The following is a 22,966-nucleotide window of genomic DNA, read 5'->3' on the forward strand; positions in this document are numbered from 1 at the left end:
CCCTTCCGCGAACCGTGCTCAGCCCTCCAGGAAGGCCTTGAGCGCGCTCGCCAGCAGGTACGGGTCCTCCGCCCCGCACAGCTCGCGCGCCGAGTGCATGGAGAGCGCCGCGATGCCGCAGTCCACCGTCCTGATGCCCAGCCGCGCCGCCGTGATCGGGCCGATCGTCGTGCCGCAGGGCATGGCGTTGTTGGAGACGAAGGTCTGCCACGGCACGCCCGCCTTCTCACAGGCGGCCGCGAACACCGCCCGGCCGACGCCGTCGGTCGCGTAGCGGTTGTTGACGTTGACCTTGAGGATCGGCCCGCCGTTCGGCATCGGGTGGTGGCCCGGCTCGTGCCGCTCGCTGTAGTTCGGGTGGACGGCGTGGCCCATGTCCGAGGAGAGGCAGACGGTGCCGGCGAGCGCCCGGGCCCGGTCCTCGGTGGTGCCGCCGCGCGCGTGGATCGTCCGGTCCAGCACGTTGCCGAGCAGCGGGCTCTGCGCGCCGGTGTCGGACTCGCTGCCGGTCTCCTCGTGGTCGAAGGCGGCCAGCACCGGGATGTACGGCAGCCGGGCGGCGCCGTCGGCGGTGGCGACCGCGGCGAGCGCGGCGGTCGCCGCGTGCACCGAGAGCAGGTTGTCCAGGCGCGGGGCGGCCAGCAGCTCGCGGTCGCGGCCCAGGTAGGAGGCGGGCTGGACGTCGTGGGTCATGAGGTCCCAGCCGACCACGTCGGCGGCGGCCAGGCCGGCCCGCTCGGCGACGTAGGAGATCAGCGCGCCCTCGTCGACCGGGCCGAGGCCCCAGATCGGGGTGAGGTGGCGCTGCTTGTCGAGCTTCATGCCCTCGTTGACCTGGCGGTCCAGGTGGATGGCGAGCTGCGGCACGCGCAGCAGCGGCTCGTCCAGCTGGACCAGTCGGGCGGTGCCGTCCTTGAGCGCGAGCCGGCCGGACAGGCCGAGGTCGCGGTCCAGCCAGGTGTTCAGCGGGACGCCGCCGTAGATCTCCACGGCGACCTGCCGCCAGCCCTCCGAACCGGTGTCCGGGACCGGCTTGACCCGCAGGTTGGGCGAGTCGGTGTGGGTGCCGACGATCCGGAACGGCGTCTCGGGGCCCGCTCCCTCCGGCAGGTACCAGGCGATCAGCGCGCCCCCGCGGATCAGGTAGCGCCCGCCGGCCGCGGTGTCCCACGCGTCCGTCTCGGCGACCTGCCGGAAGCCCGCCTTCTCCAGCCGCTCGGCGGCGCTCGCCACCGCGTGGTACGGAGACGGCGAGGTGCCGAGGAACGCGATCAGGTCGTCGCTGTGCGTCCGGTCGAAGAATGCCTGGCGGGCGGCGGTCGACATACTGCTCCTGGGTCGAGTGAGGGCCGAAGCCGGATGGGGAGTCGACTTCGCACCTGAGCATATGCCCGTACACAGACAGGGCATTCGGAACACCTCGTTCGAGATGTGCCCCGGACGTGTCCGCGAACCGCCCTGCGGGACCGGGGGGTTCCGCCCCGGGGCACCACGGCACGTCAGCGGCTCGACGCCGCGGCACGTCGGCACCACGACGCCGAAGCACCACGGCACCTCGGCACCGACACACCGAAGGGCCCGGTGGCAGCCGGGCCCTTCGGTGTGAGGGTGTGTCAGGCGGTCCGGTCAGGAACCGAGGCTCAGAAGGCCTCCTCCGCCAGCTCCATGATCTCGTTGTCGATGCCCTCGGCGATCAGGCGCTGCGGGGCGACGGTCGGCAGGACGTTCTTGGCGAAGAAGCGGGCCGCCGCGACCTTGCCCTGGTAGAAGGGGACGTCCTTCTCCGAGGCGCCGGCCTCCAGCTTGGCCAGGGCCACCGCGGCCTGGCGCAGCAGCAGCCAGCCGACCACGACGTCGCCGGAGACCATCAGCAGGCGGGTGGTGTTGAGGCCCACCTTGTACATGTTCTTGACGTCCTGCTCGACCGAGGAGAGGTCGGCCAGGAGCTTGCCGATGATGGCCTCGAGGTCGCCCGCGGCCTTGGCGAGCAGGTCGCGCTCGGCGGCCAGGGCGTCGCCGCCGGCGGCGGAGCCGATGAACTTCTGGATCTGCTCGGACAGCGCGGTGAGCGCCTGGCCGCCGTCCTTGACGATCTTGCGGAAGAAGAAGTCCTGGCCCTGGATCGCGGTGGTGCCCTCGTACAGGGTGTCGATCTTGGCGTCCCGGATGTACTGCTCGATCGGGTACTCCTGCAGGTAGCCGGAGCCACCGAAGGTCTGCAGGGACTGGGCGAGCTGCTCGTAGGACTTCTCCGAGCCGTAGCCCTTGACGATCGGCAGCAGCAGGTCGTTGAGGCGCTCGGCGGCCTCGTCGCGCTCGCCGCGCAGCTTGGCGGCCATCATGTCGTCCTGGGTGGACGCGGTGAACAGCACCAGCGCGCGCATGCCCTCGGCGTAGGCCTTCTGGGTCAGCAGCGAGCGGCGCACGTCCGGGTGGTGGGTGATGGTGACGCGCGGGGCGGTCTTGTCCAGGAACTGCGAGATGTCGGCGCCCTGCACGCGCTCCTTGGCGTACTCCAGGGCGTTCAGGTAGCCGGTGGAGAGGGTGGCGATGGCCTTCGTGCCGACCATCATCCGGGCGAACTCGATGATCTTGAACATCTGGCGGATGCCGTCGACCTTCTCGCCGAGCAGCCAGCCCTTGGCCGGGTGCTTGGCACCGAAGGTCATCTCGCAGGTGTTCGAGGCCTTGAGGCCCATCTTGTGCTCGACGTTGGTGGCGTAGACGCCGTTGCGCTCGCCCAGCTCGCCGGTCTCCCAGTCGAAGTCGAACTTGGGGACGATGAACAGGCCCAGGCCCTTGGTGCCGGGCTTGCCGCCCTCGGGGCGGGCCAGCACCATGTGGACGATGTTCTCGGACATGTCGTGCTCGCCCGAGGTGATGAAGCGCTTCACGCCCTCGATGTGCCAGGAGCCGTCCTCCTGCTGGATCGCCTTGGTGCGGCCGGCGCCCACGTCGGAGCCCGCGTCGGGCTCGGTGAGGACCATGGTGGAGCCCCACAGGCGGTCGGTCATCCGCTGGGCGACCGCGAGCTGCTCCTCGGTGCCCTCCTCGGCGATGACGCCGGCGAAGGCCGGGCCGGAGGAGTACATCCAGATGGCCGGGTTGGAGCCCAGGATCTGCTCGGCGAAGGCCCAGATCAGCGAGTTCGGGGTGACCTGGCCACCGATCGACTCCGGGATGCCCAGACGCCACCACTCGGCGTCCATGAAGGTCTGGTAGCTCTTCTTGAAGGTGGCCGGGATCGGCGCGGTGCTGGTCTCCGGGTCGAAGACCGGCGGGTTGCGGTCGGTGTCGGTGAAGGACGCCGCCAGGTCGTTCTCGGCGAGGCGCGAGATCTCGCTGAGGATGTTCTTCGCGGTCTCGACGTCCATGTCCGCGAACGGTCCGGTGCCGTACACCTGCTCGCGGCCGAACACCTCGAAGAGGTTGAACTCCACGTCCCGCAGGTTGGACTTGTAGTGACCCATGGCCGTTATCTCCGGTTCGTCGCTTCCGGGAGACCGCCGCTTCCGGCGTCCCGTACCCACCAGTAGGCATCATGATGCTACCCAGCGGTAACTTGGGCAAGCCCCCGCCGGGGAATCCGCCGCTATGAACGTGGTCACGTCCCACAGCCGGGACGGCCACTCCTTGTCAGGATCGGCGCCAGCGGAGGAGGGTGCGCGACCGCTAGCCTGTCCGTGTGTACGGATATGACCAGAACACATACCCGGGCGACCCCTACCAGCAGCAGGCGGGACCGCAACAGGGCATGAACGGCATGCCCGGACCGGACGCCTACGGCGGGCAGGCGCAGGCCCCCCAGCAGTCCCTGTACCCCGAACCCTCGCCGCCCTCACTCGCGGACGCCGTGCGGGCCTTCACCACCGGCTCGATGGCGGTCGAGGACTTCCAGGCGATCTTCATCACCTCGAAGGTGCACTGCCCCCGCGGCGACCGCCCCGGCTTCCTGGCGCTGCACAACACCCCGACGCCGGTGATCCCGATGTTCAGCTCGCTGAAGGAGCTGCGCCGCTACGCCGGCAAGGACTCCAAGCACTTCACCGTCACCGGCGCCGAGGTCCTGGACCTGCTGCCGACCGGCTACGGCTTCGCGCTGGACATGGAGGGCGAGCACCGGATGGTGTTCGACGCCAAGGCCGTCGAGCAGATGGTCGACTTCACGATGCGCCGGATGTACGGCTGACCCATCCTGGACGAGGAGCCCCGCGCTCCTTTGTCACCACATAGTTCAACATTCAACTTGCTTGTTGTTGAGAATTGAACTAACCTCGTGCACGTAGGCCAGACACCCCCCGAAGGAGGCCGACATGCCCGCCGTGACCGTCGACAACCCGCTGACCCTCCCGCGCGTCACCACGCCGGACGCCGCCGTCACGAGCGCCCGGCCGGTCCTCACCGTGGCGACCGCCCCCGAGGGCTTCGAAGGCGAGGGCTTCCCCGTCCGCCGCGCCTTCGCCAAGATCAACCAGAAGTACCTCGACCCGTTCATCATGATGGACCAGATGGGCGAGGTGGACTACGCGGCCGGCGAGCCCAAGGGCACCCCCTGGCACCCGCACCGCGGCTTCGAGACCGTCACCTACATCATTGACGGAACGTTCATCCACCAGGACTCGCACGGCGGCGGTGGCACCATCACCGACGGCGACACCCAGTGGATGACGGCCGGCTCCGGCCTGCTGCACATCGAGAGCCCGCCGGAGTCGCTGGTGATGTCCGGCGGCCTCTTCCACGGCCTCCAGCTGTGGGTGAACCTGCCCGCCTCGGACAAGATGATCGCCCCGAAGTACCAGGACATCCGCGGCGGCAACGTCAAGCTCCTCAGCACCGAGGACGGCGGCGCGCTGCTCCGGGTGATCGCGGGCGAGCTCGACGGCCACCAGGGCCCCGGCACCACCTTCACCCCGATCACCATGATCCACGCCTCGATCAGCCCCGGCGCCCGGATCACCCTGCCCTGGCGCTCCGACTTCAACGCCCTCGCCTACGGCCTCGCCGGCAGCGGCTCGGCGGGCGCGGAGCGGCGCCCCTTCCACCGGGGCCAGGCCGTCGTCTTCGGCGACGGCGACTCGATCACCATCCGCGCCGACGAGAAGCAGGACTCCCGCGACAACAACTTCGAGGTGGTCCTGCTCGGCGGGCTCCCGATCCGCGAGCCCGTCGCCCACTACGGCCCGTTCGTGATGAACAGCCACCGCGAACTCCAGCAGGCCATGGAGGACTTCCAGGCCGGCCGGCTCGGCACCATCCCCGCTTCCGGTCACTGAGGGCTCCGGAGCCGGAACGGGGGGGGGGGGGGGGGGGGGGGGGGGGGGGGGGCGGGCCCCGCCCCCCCCCCCCCCCCCCCGCCCCACCCACCAGCCTGCCCGCCGGAGCGCACCCGTAAATCCGGTGCGCCCGCCGGCCCCCACCCCCGCGGCGGCACAGGGGGGCCGCGGGCCCCGGACCCGGGGCGGGCCCGCGGGGGCCACCTGCGGCCGCTCCGCCGTTCCCGCCGTCCCCCGCTACAGCAGCGCGTAGAGGGCCGAGGCGTCGTCGTGCGTCTTGCCCCGCGGCCAGCGCGCGCAGTCGGCGTCCGCCCGCTCCACCGCCCTGACCTGGGCGATCAGCTCGCCCGGCCCCGACTCGGCGAGCAGTCGCAGTGCGTCGCCCCAACTGCCGAGACCGAAGCGCTCGGTGTAGCGCGAGGCGCCGTCGGTGAGGGCCGCCAGCGCGTGCAGCCGGTCCAGCCGCACGAAGCCGGTCTCGGCGTGCTCGGCCGCCCGCGGGCTGGCGGCGGCGATCCACGGGCCGTTGCCCCGGTTGCGGGCGGCGCGCACGGCCAGCGCGTACTCCAGGTGCAGCGCGGCCCGCTCGGCCGAGCCGGGGACGGTCTCCCAGACCTGGCGGCGCAGCTCCTCCCCGCCGGGGAAGCGCTGGTTGTCCCCGATCACCCTCGGCGGACCGTCCTTGAACTCCAGCACCAGCAGGGAGTCGCCGAGCACCAGGTACTCCAGCGCCTCGCCGTGCCGCCGGGCCGCGACGACCATCGCGGCGGGGGTGTTGGCGTGGGCCAGGTCGCAGCGGCCGCCGTGCAGCGCGGCCGTCTCCACGATGGCGTCGGCCAGGCACTCGGCGATCGAGCGGTCCGCCCGGTCGGTGAGCCGGGCGAGCAGGTGCACGCCCAGCCGGCGCACGTACCAGGCCGTCCCGTGCCGGCACCCGGACTCCAGGCCGGCCGGCGAACTCGCGCCGTCCAGCAGGACCAGCGCCTCCGGCGAGGCCGCCGCGAAGTCCTCGCTCTCGCGGTCGGGCCGCCGTGCTTCCCCTGCGAGCTGTAGCTGCATCCCGACAGTGTGGCCGCCACCCCCGGTCCGCGCCCAGACCCGTGCGCCGGTGTGGCGCGGTCCGGGGCGCGGCGCCCGGTGGCAGCCGGGGCGATTCGGCCATACCGTCGGACAGTGACCGGACGATTCGGCCAATCGGAGCGGGCCGGGTTCGGGATCACCTTCGGGGGTCCGGGCCGCCCGCGACTGACGAGGAGCGGAAGATGTTCTGGGAGTTCATCGTGTTGCTGGCCGCCTCGCTCGGCTTCCCGACCGCCGCCCTGTTCTACCTGATCGGCGGGCCGCGCTTCCCCGACGAGCGGCGCGGCCCCGACACCGCCCGACACGCGGGCACCGGGGCCACCGGCTCTTCCCGGACCTCCTGAGGGGCAGCGCGCCGTTCCGGCTCACCCTGGCGGCCCCGGCGGCGTCCCTAACGCTCCGCCAGGACGCTCTCGAGGAGCGCCGCCTGCGCCAGCAGCCGCTCGTCCCCGCCCTCCGCACCGACCACCTGGAGCCCCAGCGGCAGCCCCCGCGCGGTCCGCCCGGCCGGCAGGCTGAGCGCCGGCCGCCCGAGGAAGCTCCACGGCAGCGACATCACCGCGTCCCCGGTGCTGTGCAGGCCCTCCGGCGCCCCGCCGGTGGCCGAGGGCGCCAGCCACAGGTCCACCCCGGCCGCCGCACCCGCCGCGGCCACCCGCTCGCCCAGCTCCTCCCGGAACCGCAGCCCGGCCGCCCGGTCCTCGGCCGCGACGCCCTGCCCGGTCCGGATGCTCGCCACCGTCTCCGGCCGGTAGAGCCCCCCGAAGCGGGCGAACCAGTCGGCGTGGCTGCGGGCCAGCTCGAAGCGGTTGACCGCCTGCAACTGCCGGGCGATCCCTGCGAAGTCCGGGAACAGCTCGACCCGGCGCACCGTGAACCCGGCCCGCACCAGCCGCGCCAGCCGCTCCTCGAAGGCGCGCAGCGCGGCCGGTTCGGCGTGCTCCAGGTACGTCCCGTCCGGCACCCCGAGCACGGGCGCGGACGGCGCCGCGGGCTCCGCGCGCCAGCCGTCGCAGAGCAGCGGGGCCACCAGGGCCACGCCCGCCAGGTCGGCGGTGAACGTCCCGAGGGTGTCGAGGCTCGGCGCGTTCGGGATCACCCCGGTGACCGGGATCCGCCCGTACGTCGGCCGGAAGCCCACCACCCCGCAGTACGCGGCCGGGCGGATCACCGAGCCGACGGTCTGGGTGCCGATCGCCAGCGGCACCAGCCCGGCCGCGACCGCCGCCGCCGAGCCGCTGCTGGAGCCGCCCGGGGTGTGCCCCGGATGGTGCGGGTTGCGGGTCGGGCCCGGGGCGCTCGCGGCGAACTCGGCGGTCACCGTCTTGCCCGCGACCAGCGCCCCCGCTGCCCGCAGCCGGTCCACCACCGCGGCCTGCGGCCCGGCCAGCACCCCGGGCGGCAGCGCCGAACCGCCGTGCGTGGGCAGCCCGTCCACGTGCACGATGTCCTTGACCCCGACCGCCACCCCGTACAGCGGTGGCCGCCCGCCCGGCTCCGGGTACCGCTCGGCCAGCTCCCGCGCCTGCGACCGCAGCCGCCCGTACCGCCCGGGCTCCGGCACGAACGCGTGGATCATCGGGTCCACCCGCTCGACCAGCGCGCACAACCGGTCGACGTACTCGGGAAGTTCGGGCACACCGGCGCGCAGTCCGGCGGCCTCGTCGGTCAACGGCCGCGGCCGGACGAGGGGTTCCTCCATGCCGGTCACAGTAGACGGCCTCACGCGACCGGCCTCACTCGTGGTGTTCGGCCGCCAAGTACGGTGCCTCGCGCAGGAAGTACGCCCCGCAGGTGTGGCAGCACAGCTCCGTGGTCTTCCCCCAGTCCACCGCCTCCCGCACCCGCGCGCCCGGATCGAGTTCGCGCCCGCACATCGCGACGCTCTCCTCGCCCCGGACCACGTGCCACAGCCGCACCCCCGCGGCCGCACCGCCCTCGCCGTACTCAGCCCGCATCTGGTGCCTCATGCCCCCATCGTCCGGCCCGCCCCCACCCCCGGCAACCGCAGGCCGGGGGCCACGCTCCGGGCTCCGCGCCGACGCCCGCCCGTCCTCAGGACGCCGCGCGCAGCAGGGCGCCGTCCTGCCACTTGAGGATCTTGTCGAAGCTGACGATCGCGCCGCGCAGGGGGTGGTTGCGGAGCTGGACGTGGTCGGTGAGGGCGTGGATGAGGAAGAGGCCCCGGCCGGATTCGGCGGTGAGGTCGGGGAGCGTGTCCAGGTCGACCGGGCGCAGCGTGGGGGCGCTGGGGCGGAACGGCAGGACGTGGGTGTCGTACGGGTGGCCGTCGCGGCGGGGGCGGTGGGCGGCGAGGACGCGGACCGGGACGGTGGCGCGGCCGCGGCGGGTGCGCCGGGCCGCCCGGCCGGCCCCCGCCGGGCGGGCCTCGGCCGGGGCCGCCGGGCGGCGGGCGGGCGCGGCGGGCACCGCGGGGGTGGGCAGGCCGGGCCCGGAGTCGGTGACCTCGATCCGCAGCCGGTCGCCGCAGATCGAGGCGGTGACCTGGAAACCGTCGTCGGGCCGCCCGGTGGCGCCGTGCTCGACGGCGTTGGCGCAGGCCTCGGTGAGGGCGACGCCGAGGTCGTCCGCGATCTGCGGGTCGACGCCCGCGGTCGCCATCGCACCGAGCAGGATGCGCCGGGCCAGCGGAACGCTGGCCGGGTCGCGCTTGAGGTGCAGAGTCCACCAGATGTCCACGGGAGGTCCCTCCTGGCTGCGGCTCCACATACAACTAGGTATCTCCGGGCGTTTCGCGGGTGAACCGTGCCCGGGGCCCGCTACCGCCCGTTCGGCGGATGGACCGGGGGACGTGGTCTGTGCCGGGCGACGCGTACGCCCCTGCGCACGCCGCGGCCGAAAGGGGCATTCGTAGGGATTTCCCACCCTGCCCCTGTCAGCGGCGTACGCAATGAGAGGATGGCCCGGCCATGACTGCCCTCGCCGCCGCCCCGCTCCCGGGCGCCCCCGGACCGGCTCAGCCGGTGGGGTCCGCCGCCTGGGACCTGCGGCTTGCCCGGGCGGTCCCGTTCGCGCTGGTGTGCACCCTGATCGCGGCCGCCGGGCACTCCCTGGCGGGCGGCGGGAACGTGCCGCCGACGGCGCTGGCGCTGGGCTTCGCCGCGGTGCTGGCGTTCGCGGCGGTCTGCGGCGGGCGGGAGCGTTCGCTGGCGGCCATCGCCGGGGCGCTCGGCGCCGGGCAGCTCGGGCTGCACTTCCTCTTCCACGGCTTCGACGGCGCCATGTCCGGCATGCACCACGGCGGTGCCGGTCCGCTGACCGTGCCGCAGGTGGCCGGCCGGCTGATCTGCAACGAGGCGAGGCCCGGCACGCTGGTCGGCCTGCCCGGCAGCCCCTCCCCGGAGCAGCTGGTCTCCTCCGCGGGCCTGGACCCGCACGCGTTCGCCACCGCGCCCTGGTGGCAGGCCGGGCTGTTCGGCATGACGCCGTCGATGCTGGTCGGGCACCTGGGCGCCGCGCTGGTCGCAGGCTGGTGGCTGCGGCGCGGCGAGGCGGCGCTGTGGCGGCTGCTGCGGGTGGCCGCCGCGGCTGCCCGGGAGCACTGGGCGGCGCCGCTGCGCACGGCGTTCGCGCTGGTGGCCGCGCTGCTGCGCGGTCTGTTCGGCGAGGCCGGCCCGGCCCGCCGGTTCGGTGCCCGGGACGGGGAGAGCCCGCTCCCGGCGGGTGCCGTGCTGCGGCACAGCGTGGTGCGGCGCGGCCCGCCGTGCGGGGCCCTCGCGTACTGACCCGACGTTCCTGGCGCCCCGTGCGGGCCGGGTTCGCGGCGTGCGCACCGTCCGGCCGTTCCCCCGACCACCGGGGCGGCCCGAGGCTCTGCCCCCACCTCCCCACGCGCGGCCCCGCGGCACGGCTCACGTCCGTCGCCCGGTTCCGGCCGCCGCCGAGCTCCGATCGGAGACCCGCATCATGCGTTCCCTTCCCACCCGCCGTCTCGCCGCCGTCGCCCTCACCGCCGCCGCCTCCGTGGTGGCGCTGGCCGGCCCCGCCTTCGCGCACGTCACCGTGAACCCGGGCTCGGCCACCCAGGGCGGCTACACGGCCGTCGACTTCCGGGTGCCGAACGAGAGCGACACCGCGAGCACCGTGAAGCTGGAGGTCAACCTCCCGCTGGACCACCCGCTGGCCTCGGTCCGGACCCTGCCGCTGCCGGGCTGGACCGCCACCGTCGAGAAGGCCAAGCTCGACAAGCCGATCAAGGTGCACGGCAACGACGTCACCGAGGCCGTCTCCAAGATCACCTGGACCGCCGACGCCGGCACCAAGATCGCCCCCGGCCAGTTCCAGGAGTTCCGGGTCTCGCTCGGCCCGCTGCCGACCGACACCGAGAGCATGGAGTTCAAGACCCTCCAGACCTACGACAACGGCGACGTCGCCCGTTGGATCGACGAGTCCAAGGAGGGCCAGCCCGAGCCGGCCAAGCCCGCGCCCGTCCTGAAGCTCACCAAGGCCGCCGGGGGCGACGGCCACGGCGTCACCGCCACCCCCGCCGCGGGCGCCCACGGGGACAGCTCCGACCAGGCCGCCTCCGCCGACGCCAAGTCCAGCGACTCCACCGCCCGCACCCTGGGCGTGGTCGGCATCGTGGTCGGCGTGATCGGCACCGCCGTCGGCGTGCTCGGCCTGCGCCGCAAGAGCGGCGGCTCCGCCTCCTGACCCACCGCGCCGGGGGGGGGGGGGGGGGCCGGCCCCCGCCGCGGGCGCCCGCCGGCCCCCCCCCCCCCCCCGCGGGGCCGCGGGGGGGCGGGGGGGGGGGGGGGTCGGGCGGGCGGGGGGGGGGGGGGGGGGCCCGCCCCCCCCGGGGGGGCCCCCCCCCCCCCCCCCCCCCGCGCCGGGGGGCCCCCCCCCCCCCCGGGGGGGGCCCCCCCCCCGGCCGTCCACCGCGCACGATCGGAACCCGCATGTCCCGCACCACCCGCACCACCCGCCTGGCCGGCGCGGCCGCCCTCGCGCTGGCCGCCGCCCTGACCCTCTCCGCCTGCGGGTCCTCCGGCGGCGGGGACTCCACCGCCGCCAAGGTCACCCGGCAGAAGGAGGACACCCCGTACCAGGGCACCAAGCTCGCCAAGAACTTCGAGAAGCCGGACCTCCAGCTGACCGACACCTCCGGCCAGCCCTTCGACCTGCGTCAGCAGACCAACGGCAAGGCCACCCTGCTGTTCTTCGGCTACACCAGCTGCCCGGACGTCTGCCCGACCACCATGGGCGACATCGGCGTCGCGATGAAGGCGCTCCCGGCGGAGGACCGGCAGAAGCTCAACGTCGTCTTCGTCTCCACCGACCCGCAGCGCGACACCCCCAAGGTGCTGCGCACCTGGCTGGACTCGATGGGCAGCGACTTCATAGGCCTCACCGGGGACCTGGCCAAGGTGAAGACCGCCGCCAAGTCGCTCGGCATCATGATCGAGGACCCGGTGGTCAACGGGGACGGCACCGTCACCTCCACCCACGGCGCGCAGGTGCTGGCCTTCCTCCCCTCGGACGACAAGGCGCACGTGCTCTACATGAGCGGCACCGAGGAGAAGACCTACGAGCACGACCTGCCGCTGCTCGCCAAGGGGGTCGCGGCGTGAGCCCGGTCCAGACCGGAACCAGCCGGTTCCGCCGCAGTGCCCTGCTCGGCGCCGTCGTCGCGACCGCCCTGGGCGGCGGCGTGATCCTGGCCGCGTGCGGAACGGGCGGCCAGGACGGCGCCTCCGCCGGCCCGGCCAGGATCAGCGTCGCCGACGAGTACATCCCGCTGCCGCCGACCGGCGGCATGGCGGCCGGCTACCTGACCGTCCGCAACGACGGCGGGAAGGACCAGCTGCTCAAGGTGACCAGCCCGGCCGCCGAGTCGGTCACCATGCACCGCTCCACCGCGTCGACCATGGAGCAGGTGGACAGCCTGGACGTCCCCGCGCACGGCGCCCTGCAGCTCGCCCGCGGCGGCAACCACCTCATGATCATGGGGTGGCAGAAGGCCCCCGCCCTCGGCGACGAGCTGGAACTCGACCTCACCTTCGCCAAGTCCGGCACCATCTCCGTCAAGGTGCCGGTCAAGGAGCTCACCTACCGACCCGGCCAGAGTTAAGGGGACCGCCAGCATGCAGTCGGCCGGCCTGGAGAAGGCCACCCACCGCCGGATCGCCGGGGTGCTCGGAGTGCTCGGCGCGTTGCTCGCGCTGATGCTCGCGGGCGCCGGGCCGGCCTCCGCGCACGCCACCCTGGATTCCACCGACCCGTCGCAGAACTCGGTGGTCGGGACCGCCCCGCGGGCGGTGACGCTGACCTTCAGCGAGTCCGTCTCGCTCTCCGGCGACTCCGTGCGGGTGCTCGACCCGGCGGGCAAGGCCGTGGACACCGGCAACCCGGCGCACGCCGACGGCAAGGGCAACACCGCCCGGGTCGGGCTGCAGGACGGGCTCGCCAACGGCACGTACACGGTGGCCTGGCGGGCCGTCTCGGACGACTCGCACCCGGTCGGCGGGGCGTTCACCTTCTCCATCGGCGCCCCCTCGGACACCACGGTGTCGGCCACCGCGTTCCAGGGCGCCGAGGCCGACGGCCTGGTCGCCGCCCTGTACGGCACCGGGCGCGCCGTCGCGTACACCGCCTTCGCGCTGTTGGTCGGCGTCGCTGCCTTCGTGCTGATCTGCTGGCCGGCCGGCACCGCCCGGCCCCGGGTGCAGCGGCTGCTGATGACCGGCTGGACGGCGCTGCTGGTCTCCACCGTCGCGGTACTGATGCTGCGCGGCCCCTACGAGCGCGGCACGGGGGTCGGGCAGGCCTTCGACCTGTCGCTGATGCGCGCCACGCTGGACGAGCGGATCGGCACCGGGCTGGCCGCCCGGCTGCTGCTGCTCGCGGCGGGCGGGGTGTTCCTGTCACTCCTGGTCGGGCAGTTGGGGCAGGCGCCGCGGCCGGTCGTGCCCAAGCCGCGGGACGAGGACGGGAACGGCACCACCGCCGAGGGCTCCGCCGCCGCCGAGGACGACGCCGAGGCCGCCGAGCTGCGCGAGCTGGAGCGCCGGGCCGCTGAACGGCCGCAGCGCGAGGTCCGGCTGGGCCTCGGCGTGGCCGGACTGGTGCTGACGGTCGCCCTCGCGGCGACCTGGGTCGGCGCCGACCACGCCTCGGTGGGCATCCAGGTCTGGCTGGCCCTGCCGCTCGGCATCCTGCACCTGATCGCCATGGCGCTCTGGCTGGGCGGGCTGGCCGCGCTGCTGGTCGCGCTGCGCGAGGGCGTCGGCGTCGAGGTGGTGGACCGCTTCTCGAAGATCGCCTTCGGCTCGGTGGCCGTGCTGGCCGTGACCGGGATCTACCAGTCCTGGCGGGGCCTGGGCAGCTGGAGCGCGCTGACCGGCACCGAGTACGGGCGGCTGCTGCTGGTGAAGAGCGGCTGCGTGGTCGCGATGCTCGGCGTCGCCTGGATGTCCCGCACCTGGCTGGCCAGGCTGCGCTCGGCCCCGGCCGAGGCGGAGGAGGTCGCGCCGGTCGAACTGCCGGAGCCGGTCGCCGTGGCGGCGAACGGGGAGGACCCGGTCCGGCAGGCGCAGCTGGAGCGCCAGCTGGCCGCCCGGCAGAGCGCCGGACGCGACCGCGGGCTGACCCCGACCCGGGCCGGGCTGCGCCGCTCGGTGCTGGTCGAGGCGCTGGTCGCGGTGGCGGTGCTGGTGGTCACCACGATGCTCACCAACTCCCCGCCCGGACGGGTCGCGGACGAGATCAAGGCCCGGGCGGCCGGCGCCGCGGTGGCCGGCGGGCCCGGGGCGGCGGCGCAGACCGAGCCGGGCCGCACCGTCGAGCTCAAGCTCCCGTACGACACCAAGGGCCGGACGCCGAACGCCAAGGGCACCGCGACCGTCAGCCTCAACCCGGCCCGGACCGGGGCGAACGAGGTGCAGCTCGCGCTGGACGGCGCGGACGGCCAGCCGGTGGACGTCCCCGAGGTGCAGCTCGCCTTCACCCTGCCGGACCGCGACCTCGGCCCGCTGCCGGTCCAGCTCACCCCGGAGGGCACCGGCCGCTGGAGCGGCATCGCGCAGCTGCCGCTGGCGGGCAACTGGGTGGTGTCGGTGCAGGTCCGCTCCTCCGACATCGACCAGACCACCCCGACCCAGCAGTTCAAGATCGGGTGAGCGGGGTGACGGACGTTTCCACGGAGCACGGTCCGACGGCGGACGGCGCGACGGCGCACGAGTCGGCTTCGAACGGGTCGGCTTCGAACGGGTCGGCGGGGTCGGCGGGGTCGGCGGGCTTCACCCGGCGGGCGCTGCTCGGCACCGCCGGGGCCGGGCTGCTGGCGGGAGCCGGCGCGGGCGTCGCCGGGGCGGTCGCCCTGGACGGGCGGGGCGGCGGGACGACCGTCGCGGCGGGCCCGTCCGGCGGGGCGCTGGGCGCGGCCCGGGTGCCGTTCCGCGGCGAGCACCAGGCCGGGATCACCGACCCGGCGCAGGCCAGGGTCCAGCTGGCCGCCTTCGACCTGGCCGAGGGCGTCGGCCGGGACGGGCTGCGCACCCTGCTGCAGCGCTGGACGAGGGCGGCCGAGCGGCTGACCGCCGGGGAGCCGGCCGAGGAGTTCGACGGCCAGGTCGCGCTGGACGCCGGGCCCTGCTCGCTCACCGTCACGGTCGGCTTCGGCGCCGCGCTGTTCGACAAGGCCGGGCTGGCCGACCGCCGCCCGCCCGGGCTCGAACCGCTGCCCGCCTTCCCCGGCGACGCGCTCGACCCGGCCCGCGGCGACGGCGACCTGTTCGTCCAGATCGGCGCGGACGACGCCCTGGTCGCGGTGCACGCCCTGCGGGTGCTCCAGCGGCTGGCGGCCGGGACGGCGGCGCTGCGCTGGCATTCGGCCGGCTTCGCCCGCACCCCCGGCGCCGCCGCGCGGCCGGTGACCGGACGCAACCTGATGGGCCAGGTCGACGGCACCAACAACCCCCGGCCGGACGAGGAGGGCTTCGCCGCCAAGGTGTTCTGCGCCGCCGGCGGGGACCAGCCGGCCTGGCTGGCCGGCGGCTCGTACCTGGTGTTCCGGCGCATCCGGATGCTGCTGGACCACTGGGAGGCGCTGCCGGTGGACCGCCAGGAGCGGGTGATCGGACGGCGCAAGTCGGACGGCGCCCCGCTCGGCGCGCCCGCCGGGGCCGGTGAGCGCGCCCCGGTCGACCTCACCGCGCAGGGCCCGGACGGCACCCTGGCGATCCCCGCCGACGCGCACATCCGGGTCGCCGCCCCGGCGGCCAACGGCGGGGCGGCGATGCTGCGGCGCGGCTTCTCGTACCACGACGGGCTGCTGCCGGACGGCTCGCCGGACGCCGGGCTGCTCTTCCTCGCCTTCCAGGCCGACCCGCGCAAGGGGTTCACCCCGGTGCAGCGCAAGCTCTCCCGGGGCGACGGCCTCTCCCGCTTCCTGCGGCACGAGGCGAGCGGCCTGTACGCGCTGCCGCCGGGCCCGCCGCCCGGAGGCTACCTCGGCCAGCAGTTGTTGGAGGGGTAGTTCCCCCGGGTTCACCCGGTCCACCGCCGCGGTCCCGGCCACTGGAACGCTTTCCTGCCGGGGCCGCGGAATCGTTATGGTGACTGCTTCGGCACACCCTGACCGCGCAGCACCGAGAGCCCCGGAGGCGTCATGTCGGCCACCCGCTACACCTACCTCGGACCGGCCGGCACGTTCACCGAGGCGGCCCTGCACACCCTGCCGGAGGCGGCGACCCGGGAGCTGGTCCCGCTGTCCTCGGTGGCGCTGGCGCTGGACGCGGTGCGCGGCGGGGAGGCGGCCGGGGCGTTCGTCCCGATCGAGAACTCGGTGGAGGGCGCGGTCACCGCGACCAACGACGAACTGGCCTCCGGCGCACCGCTGATGATCTACCGTGAGGTGCTGCTGCCGATCGCCTTCGCGCTGCTGGTGCGGCCTGGCACCGAGCTGTCCGGGGTCAAGACGGTGACCAGCCACCCGGTCGCCCAGCCGCAGGTGCGGCGCTGGCTGGCGGCCAACCTGCCGGAGGCGACGTGGGAGTCGGCCGCCTCCAACGCGGACGGCGCCCGGCTGGTCGCCGAGGGCCGCTACGACGGCGCGTTCGCGGGCGAGTTCGCGGCGCCGATCTACGGGCTGGAGCCGCTGGTCAAGGAGATCGCGGACGCGAAGAGCGCGGCCACCCGGTTCGTGCTGGTCGGCCGCCCCGGGCGGGTCTCCTCGCCGACCGGCGCGGACAAGACCTCGATGGTGGTCTGGCTGCCGGACGACCACCCGGGCGCGCTGCTGGAGCTGCTGCAGGAGTTCGCGGTGCGCGGGGTCAACCTGATGCGGATCGAGTCCCGCCCGACCGGCGAGGGCATGGGCAGCTACTGCTTCCTGATCGACTGCGAGGGCCACCTGTCCGAGCGCCGGGTGAGCGAGGCGATGATGGGGCTCAAGCGGATCTGCCCGAAGGTGCGGTACCTCGGCTCCTATCCGCGCGCCGACCGGCAGGCGTCCACCCAGCGGCGGCCGGGGACCTCGGACGAGGATTTCACCTCGGCGGCGGACTGGCTCTCCCGCGCGCTCGACGGCCGCGGGGACATCTGAACGCCATCTATCGTCATTCCAGCCTTTTCCGACCGTTTTTGATCGACCCGATCGGGCGGGACGAGTGACCTCACCGTCATCCACAGGCGGCCCCCGGCCGGCGGCCGCTGTCCACAGGGGACCCCTACTGTCCACAGCCCGGAGTTATCCACAGGCCTGGGGACGAGTCGACAAACCGGTATAGCCATTGCCCGGATCCGGTCGGACCATCGGTTTGCGTTGCAGAGATGACCAATCGGACCAGAGTCACCCGGTTGCCAGCAAATCACCCGTCCGAGTGGTTCAATTCCCTCACCCGAGAAGGTTGATTGAGGTTTGAAACCTCAATTCCCTGGTTCGTTCACGCGGAAGGCAATCCTCCCCTTTGATCCACAGGTTCGGGGTTCGGCCTGTGGATAACCCTCCGGCGGAGAGTTCCCCACAGAAGTTATCCACAGGCGAGGGTGAGTTATCCCCAGGGGAAAAGCCGTACCGGTGGAGGAACGGTCTCCCGGTACGCTTGGGCCTGTGATTGACCTTCGCCTGCTCCGTGAGGACCCTGACCGAGTGCGCGCCTCGCAGCGCGTCCGTGGCGAGGACGTCGACCTGGTCGACGCCCTCCTCTCCGCCGACGAACGGCGCCGGTCCTCGGGCAGCCGCTTCGACGAACTGCGCAACGAGCAGCGGGTGCTCGGCAAGCAGGTCGCCCAGGCCAAGGGCGACGAGAAGGCCGCCCTGCTCCAGCGCACCAAGGACCTGGCCGCCGAGGTCAAGGCCGCCGACGCCGAGCAGAGCGCGGCCAAGGAGGAGGCCGACCGCCTGCTCCGCTCCCTGGCGAACCTCATCGACCCGGCCGCCCCGGTCGGCGGCGAGGAGGACTTCGTCACCCTGGAGGAGATCGGCACCCCGCGCGACTTCGCCGCCGAGGGCTTCGAGCCCCGTGACCACGTCGAGCTCGGCCAGATCCTCGGCGCGATCGACACCGAGCGCGGCGCCAAGGTCGCCGGTGCCCGCTCCTACTACCTGACCGGCGTCGGCGCGCTGCTGGAGCTCGCCCTGGTCAACATGGCGATCGCCCAGGCCACCGCGGCCGGCTTCACCCCGATGATCACCCCGACCCTGGTCCGCCCGGCCGCCATGGACGGCACCGGCTTCCTCGGTCAGGCCGCCGAGAACGTGTACCACCTCGCCGAGGACGACCGGTACCTGGTCGGCACCAGCGAGGTCCCGCTCGCGGCGTACCACATGGACGAGATCCTCGACGCCGACAAGCTGCCGCTGCGCTACGCCGGCTACTCGTCCTGCTTCCGCCGCGAGGCCGGCACCTACGGCAAGGACACCCGCGGCATCATCCGCGTCCACCAGTTCGAGAAGGTGGAGATGTTCGTCTACACCACTCCGGAGGACGCGGAGAACGAGCACCGCCGCCTGCTCCAGTGGGAGAAGGACTTCCTCAACGCCCTCGAACTGCCCTACCGGGTGATCGACGTCGCCTCCGGCGACCTCGGCGCCTCGGCCGCGCGCAAGTTCGACATCGAGGCGTGGATCCCCACCCAGGGCAAGTACCGCGAGGTCACCTCGACCTCCAACACCACCGAGTACCAGGCCCGCCGGCTCTCCATCCGGATGCGCGAGGAGGGCAAGACCCGCCCGCTGGCCACCCTGAACGGCACCCTGGTCGCCATCCCGCGCACCATCGTGGCGATCCTGGAGAACCACCAGCAGGCCGACGGCTCGGTCGTCGTGCCCGAGGCGCTGCGGCCGTTCCTCGGCGGGCGGACCGTCCTCCAGCCGGTCGGGTAACCCGGTCCGCACCACCCAGCACCACCCGCAACTCCCGGGAGACGCACGGCCCATGAGCACCACCAGCCCCAGCCCCGCCTCCCCCGGAGCCAGCGGCGGTGGCGACCTGCCCTACCGGCTGGTCGCCACCGACCTCGACGGCACCCTGCTCACCAGCGGGGAGACCGTCTCCGAGCGCACCCGCGCCGCCCTGGCCGCGGCCACCGGCGCGGGCGCGCTGCACATCATCGTCACCGGGCGCTCGGCGGTCTGGGCCCGCCCGGTCTTCGACGAGATCGGCTACACCGGGATAGCGGTCTGCGGCCAGGGCGCCCAGGTGTACGACGCCGGCGCGCACAAGCTGCTCACCTCGCTCACCCTGGACCGGCGGCTCGCCGCGATCGCGATCGAGAAGATCGAGGCCGAGACCGGCCCGCTGGCCATCGCCGCCAACCAGGACGGCCTCGACGGCCAGGTGCTGGCCGTCCCCGGCTACGAACTGCTGATCGGCTCCGACCTGCCGGTCGTCCGGGTCGAGCGCGGCGAGCTGTTCGACGCCCCGCTCAGCAAGCTGTACATCCAGCACCACGCCCTCACCGACGACGCCCTCGCCGAGGCCGCCCGCCGCGCCGCCGGCGACCTGGTCGGCGTGGTGATGGCCGGCGCCGGCGTGGTCGAACTGCTCCCGCTCGGCCTGTCCAAGGCCACCGGCCTGGCCGTCGCCGCCCGCCGCCTGGGCGTCCGCGCCGCCGACACCATCGCCTTCGGCGACATGCCCAACGACGTCCCGATGTTCGGCTGGGCCGCCCACGGCGTCGCCATGGCCAACGCCCACGAGGAACTCCTCGCCGTCGCCGACGCCGTCACCGCCAGCAACGACGAGGACGGCGTCGCCGAGGTCCTGGAGCGCCTCTACCCCCAGTAGTTGTCGGGGCCGGCGGCCCTGAGTGCAGCACGGGTGGCCGCGTCCGTCCACGGCTCCAGACTGTCGTCGGTGCCCAGGTTGATATAGAGGGCCTGGGCGTGAATCAGGTACCGGTGGTCGGTGGTCTTCCTGCCGGTCTGGGTGGCCCGGCTGACGTCCACGCCCGCGTCGCACAGTTCGGAGCCCGGCCCTTTGTTCGGGCACCAGAAGTCCCAATCAGTGCTGTACGCGGTGGAGAGGGTGTTGAGGGCCGCCTCGGCGGTCCGGGCATCCGCCATCGGTTTGACCTGGACGATCACCAGGATCTTGGCGTCGGTGTCCCGGTAGGTCCCGACGATCTGGTTCACGCAGCCGCCGTTGCTCAGCACGGTCTGGACGTTCTTGCTCATGTCGGCCGTCACGCAGCTGTGCAGCCCCCCGCTCGCCTTCTCGTAGCGCACCCCCTTGGCGTCGGTGAACGCGTCGGCGAGCAGCGCGGTGTGGGTCAGCGGGGTGCGGTCGGTCCCGGCGTCGTCGAGCGAGGCGGGGTCGAAGGCCGGGGTGCTGGGCGTGTACGTGGGCGTGTAGGTCGGCGTGTAGGTGCGCGTGGGCGTGTACGTCGGGGTGTAGGTGGGCGTGTACGAGGGGCCGGAGTCCGCCATCGGGGAGTCGGACCGGTTGTGGACGACCGCGAACACGATCGCCAGGACGACGGCCGCGAGGACCGCGGCGACGCCGATGCCGGCGGCGTACGGCGTCCTGGTCGGCACCGGCGCGCCCTGACCCCAGCTCGCGGCCGGCGCTCCCACCGTACGAACGGGGGCTGACGGGGCTGACGGTGCGTACGGGATGGACGGGGCCGCGGCCGCCGGGGTGGTGGAGGCGGTGGCGGCGGCCGCCGTGAGGTGCTCCGCCCAGAGCGCCGGGGCGGGCCGGCGGGCGGGGTCCGGGTCGAGTCCGGCCCGGGCGAGCTCGCCGAGGGCGGGGCTGAGCGCGGTCAGCGCGGCCGGGTCGACGGCGCTCTGGTCGCGGGCGAAGAGCCGTACGGCGAGCAGCGCCAGTTTGTGGGCGTCGCCCGCCGCCGTCCCGCGCTCCTCGCCGTGCGGGAGCTGCCAGTCCGGGGTCTCGACCTGGGGCAGGACGGTGGCGCCGCGCAGCCGCACGGCGTCGCAGTCGATGAGGAAGCAGGCGGCCCGGCCGCCGTCGGCTCCGGTGGCGAAGAGCAGGTTCTTCGGGGACAGGTCGCCCACGGCGATGCCGAGGCGGTGCAGCCGGGACAGCGTGGTGGCGAGGTCGGCGAGCAGTCTCAGGCGGTCGCGGTCGCTGACGGTGAGGCCGACCCGGGCGACGTAGTCGTCGTCGTTGAGCAGGAACTCCAGGGTGGCCAGCCGCCTGGTGGGCGCCGTGGCTCCGCCGAGGGCGTGCAGGTCGAAGTGGAAGCGTTCGGGGGCGGCCCCCATCAGGAAGCCGCAGGTGCGGCCCCGCTGCCGGACCAGGGTGGTGGGCCAGGCGGCCCGGTCGAGGAGCCAGCGGGCCTCGGCCGGGCCGAGTTCGGCGAGCAGGGCGACCATCGCGGTCAGCGCGTCGGTGTCGAGCCCGGGGAGGGTCTCGGGGCGGTACTCCTTGTAGGCGACGGCGTGGCCGTCGGCCCGGTCGGCCACCTCGTACACGGTGCCCTGGCCGCCCTGCCCGAGGCGGCGGAGCAGGACCAGGTCGTCGTGGTCGACGGTCCTGACGGAGCGGCCGTCCGTCATCGCTCCTCCCCGGCGGCGTGCGGCCAGACGACCAGGAGGGTCCGGTCGTCGTCGAAGGTCTCGCGGGAGAAGTCGAGCAGGTGGGCGAGCCGGAGCGGGGTGGGCGGCTCGGCGAGGGCGTCCGCGAACAGGGCGCCGACCAGGCCGTCCCCGTCGCCCAGCGGGTCGCCGAAGCCGTCGGTGCCGATCAGCAGGGCGAGTTGCGGGGTGAGCCGGACGCTGGTGCGCTCGATCGGGTCGGGCACGGTGGGCAGCGGGGTCACCTCGGTGCCGACCAGCGGGGCGTCGCCGGCGGACTTCGGGTCGAAGATCGGGTGGTAGCGGCCGTGCGGGAGGTCGAGCAGCCAGGCGCCGGAGTCGCCGATCCGGCAGAGCTCGACGACGGGGCCGGCCGGGTCGGGGTGGACCACGCCGGTGACCAGGGTGGTCGCGTACAGCCGGGAGACCTCGGCCGGGTCCGGTTCCCCGCCGCCCAGCCGCCAGCGGGCGACCTGCCGCAGCCGTCGGGCGGCGTGCCGGGCGACGTCCGGGAAGTCCACCGGGCCCGGGCTCGCGGAGAGCAGGTGGAGCGTGCGGGCGAGGGCGGCCCGGCAGGCCTCGATGGCGCCGAGTTCGGCGCTGGTCGCGGCCGAGACGCCGTCGGCGACGGCGAAGGCGACCGCACCGGTGGGCTGGTGCAGGGCGGCGCGCGCGGCGTCCTGGCGCGGACGGCCGTAGTAGCGGTGCTTGGCGCCCCGGACGGAGGCGAAGCGCACGGCCAGCGCTTTGGTGGACCAGCCGTCGCACTCGGTGTCGGGGAAGTCGTAGGCGGGCTGGCGCGGCGGCCTCGGTTCGAACTCGATCCCGGGCGTGCCCACGGCGATCCGCTGCCAGGGGACGGCGGCGGCCGGACCGGAACCCTGCTCCGGGCCGGGCGCCCGCTCCGGGCCGGGACCGCGCCGGGTCACTGCCCGACCTCGTCGATGGCGAGGACGAACTGGTCGGGCCGGTTGACCACGAGGTGGGGGTTGGCGGAGCCCAGGGCCTGACCCGAGGCGACCAGGCTGGTGGTGAGCGCGTGGAAGAACTCGCCGATGGCCCGGCCGAGGTCGATGCCGGACCGGGCCACGAAGGCGAACTCCGGGCGGGTCGCCACCGCGAGCATGGTCCGGGGCTCGGCCTCGCCGATGCCGCAGGCGATGATGTTGGGGGCGGTCGGGGTCCGCTGGTGGTCGGTGAGGAGGGCGTGCGCGTCCCGCCACTCCTCGCCGTCGGTCGGCTGGCCGTCGCTGAGCAGGAAGACCACCGGGCGGTGCACCTTGTACCCCTGGCCGCGCAGCCACCGGACGTCCTCGGGGATGCGGTCCAGCAGGTCCTCGAAGACCGCCCGGTAGACGGTCAGTCCGCGGATGACCACCTGGGGCAGCCTGGTCTCGGTCCGCATGTCGGTCACCGCGAGGCGGATCCGCACGTCGTCGGAGAAGCCGAGGACGGCCAGCCGCAGTTTCGCGGCGATCATCGGCTCGGCCCGCAGCCCCTCGCACAACGAGACCAGGCCGCCGGAGAGTTCGGCCAGGTACGGTTCCATCGAGGCCGACTCGTCGGCCAGTACGTAGGCGGGCAGCAGGACACCCTTGGTCTCGGCCACCGC

The 22,966-nt window shown here is 74.0% G+C and carries 21 protein-coding genes; 12 read left to right on the top strand and 9 right to left on the bottom strand.

Going from position 1 to position 22,966, the window contains the following annotated elements; translation table 11 throughout:
* Nucleotides 1–18: 18 nt before the first annotated feature.
* Nucleotides 19–1,326, bottom strand: coding sequence for a M18 family aminopeptidase (locus tag ACGF0D_RS23285; protein ID WP_392881707.1), 1,308 nt, complete (start codon nucleotides 1,324–1,326; stop codon nucleotides 19–21).
* Nucleotides 1,327–1,640: 314 nt separating this feature from the next.
* Nucleotides 1,641–3,470, bottom strand: a complete 1,830-nt coding sequence (locus ACGF0D_RS23290) for an acyl-CoA dehydrogenase (protein ID WP_392919091.1) — start codon at nucleotides 3,468–3,470, stop codon at nucleotides 1,641–1,643.
* Nucleotides 3,471–3,685: 215 nt separating this feature from the next.
* Between ACGF0D_RS23290 and ACGF0D_RS23295 the strand changes: the two genes are divergently transcribed.
* Nucleotides 3,686–4,189 carry an SseB family protein gene (locus ACGF0D_RS23295; RefSeq protein ID WP_392881702.1) on the top strand — a complete coding sequence of 168 codons (504 nt, stop codon included), beginning with the start codon at nucleotides 3,686–3,688 and terminating at the stop codon, nucleotides 4,187–4,189.
* Between the two features lie 124 nt (nucleotides 4,190–4,313).
* Nucleotides 4,314–5,273 (top strand): pirin family protein, encoded by a 960-nt coding sequence (locus ACGF0D_RS23300; RefSeq protein WP_392919094.1) that lies wholly within the window; start codon nucleotides 4,314–4,316, stop codon nucleotides 5,271–5,273.
* A gap of 237 nt (nucleotides 5,274–5,510) precedes the next feature.
* Here the strand turns inward: ACGF0D_RS23300 and ACGF0D_RS23305 are convergent, their stop codons facing one another.
* Nucleotides 5,511–6,332, bottom strand: a complete 822-nt coding sequence (locus ACGF0D_RS23305; RefSeq protein WP_392881698.1) for an integrase — start codon at nucleotides 6,330–6,332, stop codon at nucleotides 5,511–5,513.
* A 203-nt stretch (nucleotides 6,333–6,535) separates the two neighbouring features.
* Here ACGF0D_RS23305 and ACGF0D_RS23310 point away from each other — a divergent pair, with 203 nt between their 5' ends.
* Complete coding sequence (locus ACGF0D_RS23310) at nucleotides 6,536–6,697, top strand: hypothetical protein (protein WP_392881695.1); 162 nt, start codon at nucleotides 6,536–6,538, stop codon at nucleotides 6,695–6,697.
* A 47-nt stretch (nucleotides 6,698–6,744) separates the two neighbouring features.
* On the opposite strand, the gene ACGF0D_RS23315 is transcribed toward ACGF0D_RS23310, so the two are convergent.
* The 3 genes from ACGF0D_RS23315 to ACGF0D_RS23325 form a co-directional block, all read right to left on the bottom strand.
* Complete coding sequence (locus ACGF0D_RS23315) at nucleotides 6,745–8,055, bottom strand: amidase (RefSeq protein ID WP_392919097.1); 1,311 nt, start codon at nucleotides 8,053–8,055, stop codon at nucleotides 6,745–6,747.
* A gap of 34 nt (nucleotides 8,056–8,089) precedes the next feature.
* Entirely contained in the window at nucleotides 8,090–8,323 is a 234-nt protein-coding gene (locus ACGF0D_RS23320) for a hypothetical protein (RefSeq protein ID WP_392881690.1), read from the bottom strand.
* Between the two features lie 85 nt (nucleotides 8,324–8,408).
* Nucleotides 8,409–9,053, bottom strand: a complete 645-nt coding sequence (locus tag ACGF0D_RS23325) for an ATP-binding protein (protein ID WP_392919100.1) — start codon at nucleotides 9,051–9,053, stop codon at nucleotides 8,409–8,411.
* 230 nt (nucleotides 9,054–9,283) lie between these two features.
* Between ACGF0D_RS23325 and ACGF0D_RS23330 the strand changes: the two genes are divergently transcribed.
* The 9 genes from ACGF0D_RS23330 (at nucleotide 9,284) to ACGF0D_RS23370 (ending at nucleotide 19,603) form a co-directional block, all read left to right on the top strand.
* Nucleotides 9,284–10,099, top strand: a complete 816-nt coding sequence (locus tag ACGF0D_RS23330) for a hypothetical protein (RefSeq protein ID WP_392919103.1) — start codon at nucleotides 9,284–9,286, stop codon at nucleotides 10,097–10,099.
* A gap of 181 nt (nucleotides 10,100–10,280) precedes the next feature.
* A complete protein-coding gene (locus ACGF0D_RS23335; protein WP_392919106.1) occupies nucleotides 10,281–11,027 on the top strand; it encodes a YcnI family protein in 747 nt (248 codons plus the stop codon).
* 245 nt (nucleotides 11,028–11,272) lie between these two features.
* Complete coding sequence (locus ACGF0D_RS23340; protein WP_392919109.1) at nucleotides 11,273–11,944, top strand: SCO family protein; 672 nt, start codon at nucleotides 11,273–11,275, stop codon at nucleotides 11,942–11,944.
* The gene (locus tag ACGF0D_RS23345; RefSeq protein WP_392881679.1) at nucleotides 11,941–12,444 is read left to right on the top strand and encodes a copper chaperone PCu(A)C; all 504 of its coding nucleotides are present in this window, start codon (nucleotides 11,941–11,943) and stop codon (nucleotides 12,442–12,444) included. The genes ACGF0D_RS23340 and ACGF0D_RS23345 overlap by 4 nt, the downstream gene beginning before the upstream one ends.
* 13 nt (nucleotides 12,445–12,457) lie before the next feature.
* The gene (locus ACGF0D_RS23350) at nucleotides 12,458–14,491 is read left to right on the top strand and encodes a FixH family protein (protein WP_392919111.1); all 2,034 of its coding nucleotides are present in this window, start codon (nucleotides 12,458–12,460) and stop codon (nucleotides 14,489–14,491) included.
* A 5-nt stretch (nucleotides 14,492–14,496) separates the two neighbouring features.
* A complete protein-coding gene (gene efeB / locus ACGF0D_RS23355; RefSeq protein WP_392919113.1) occupies nucleotides 14,497–15,849 on the top strand; it encodes an iron uptake transporter deferrochelatase/peroxidase subunit in 1,353 nt (450 codons plus the stop codon).
* A gap of 132 nt (nucleotides 15,850–15,981) precedes the next feature.
* A complete protein-coding gene (pheA, locus tag ACGF0D_RS23360) occupies nucleotides 15,982–16,917 on the top strand; it encodes a prephenate dehydratase (RefSeq protein WP_392881673.1) in 936 nt (311 codons plus the stop codon).
* Nucleotides 16,918–17,424: 507 nt separating this feature from the next.
* A complete protein-coding gene (serS, locus tag ACGF0D_RS23365) occupies nucleotides 17,425–18,699 on the top strand; it encodes a serine--tRNA ligase (protein WP_392881670.1) in 1,275 nt (424 codons plus the stop codon).
* Nucleotides 18,700–18,751: 52 nt separating this feature from the next.
* Nucleotides 18,752–19,603 (top strand): HAD family hydrolase, encoded by an 852-nt coding sequence (locus tag ACGF0D_RS23370; protein ID WP_392919116.1) that lies wholly within the window; start codon nucleotides 18,752–18,754, stop codon nucleotides 19,601–19,603.
* On the opposite strand, the gene ACGF0D_RS23375 is transcribed toward ACGF0D_RS23370, so the two are convergent.
* From ACGF0D_RS23375 to ACGF0D_RS23385, 3 genes are read right to left on the bottom strand one after another with little or no spacing between them, the layout of a single operon-like run.
* A complete protein-coding gene (locus ACGF0D_RS23375) occupies nucleotides 19,591–21,336 on the bottom strand; it encodes a lipopolysaccharide kinase InaA family protein (RefSeq protein WP_392919118.1) in 1,746 nt (581 codons plus the stop codon). The genes ACGF0D_RS23370 and ACGF0D_RS23375 overlap by 13 nt on opposite strands.
* The gene (locus tag ACGF0D_RS23380; protein ID WP_392919121.1) at nucleotides 21,333–22,283 is read right to left on the bottom strand and encodes a protein phosphatase 2C domain-containing protein; all 951 of its coding nucleotides are present in this window, start codon (nucleotides 22,281–22,283) and stop codon (nucleotides 21,333–21,335) included. The genes ACGF0D_RS23375 and ACGF0D_RS23380 overlap by 4 nt, the downstream gene beginning before the upstream one ends.
* Entirely contained in the window at nucleotides 22,280–22,963 is a 684-nt protein-coding gene (locus ACGF0D_RS23385; RefSeq protein ID WP_392881660.1) for a hypothetical protein, read from the bottom strand. The genes ACGF0D_RS23380 and ACGF0D_RS23385 overlap by 4 nt, the downstream gene beginning before the upstream one ends.
* Nucleotides 22,964–22,966: the final 3 nt, after the last annotated feature.

The sequence above is a fragment of the Kitasatospora sp. NPDC048298 genome, from assembly GCF_043201465.1.
GTDB lineage: Bacteria > Actinomycetota > Actinomycetes > Streptomycetales > Streptomycetaceae > Kitasatospora.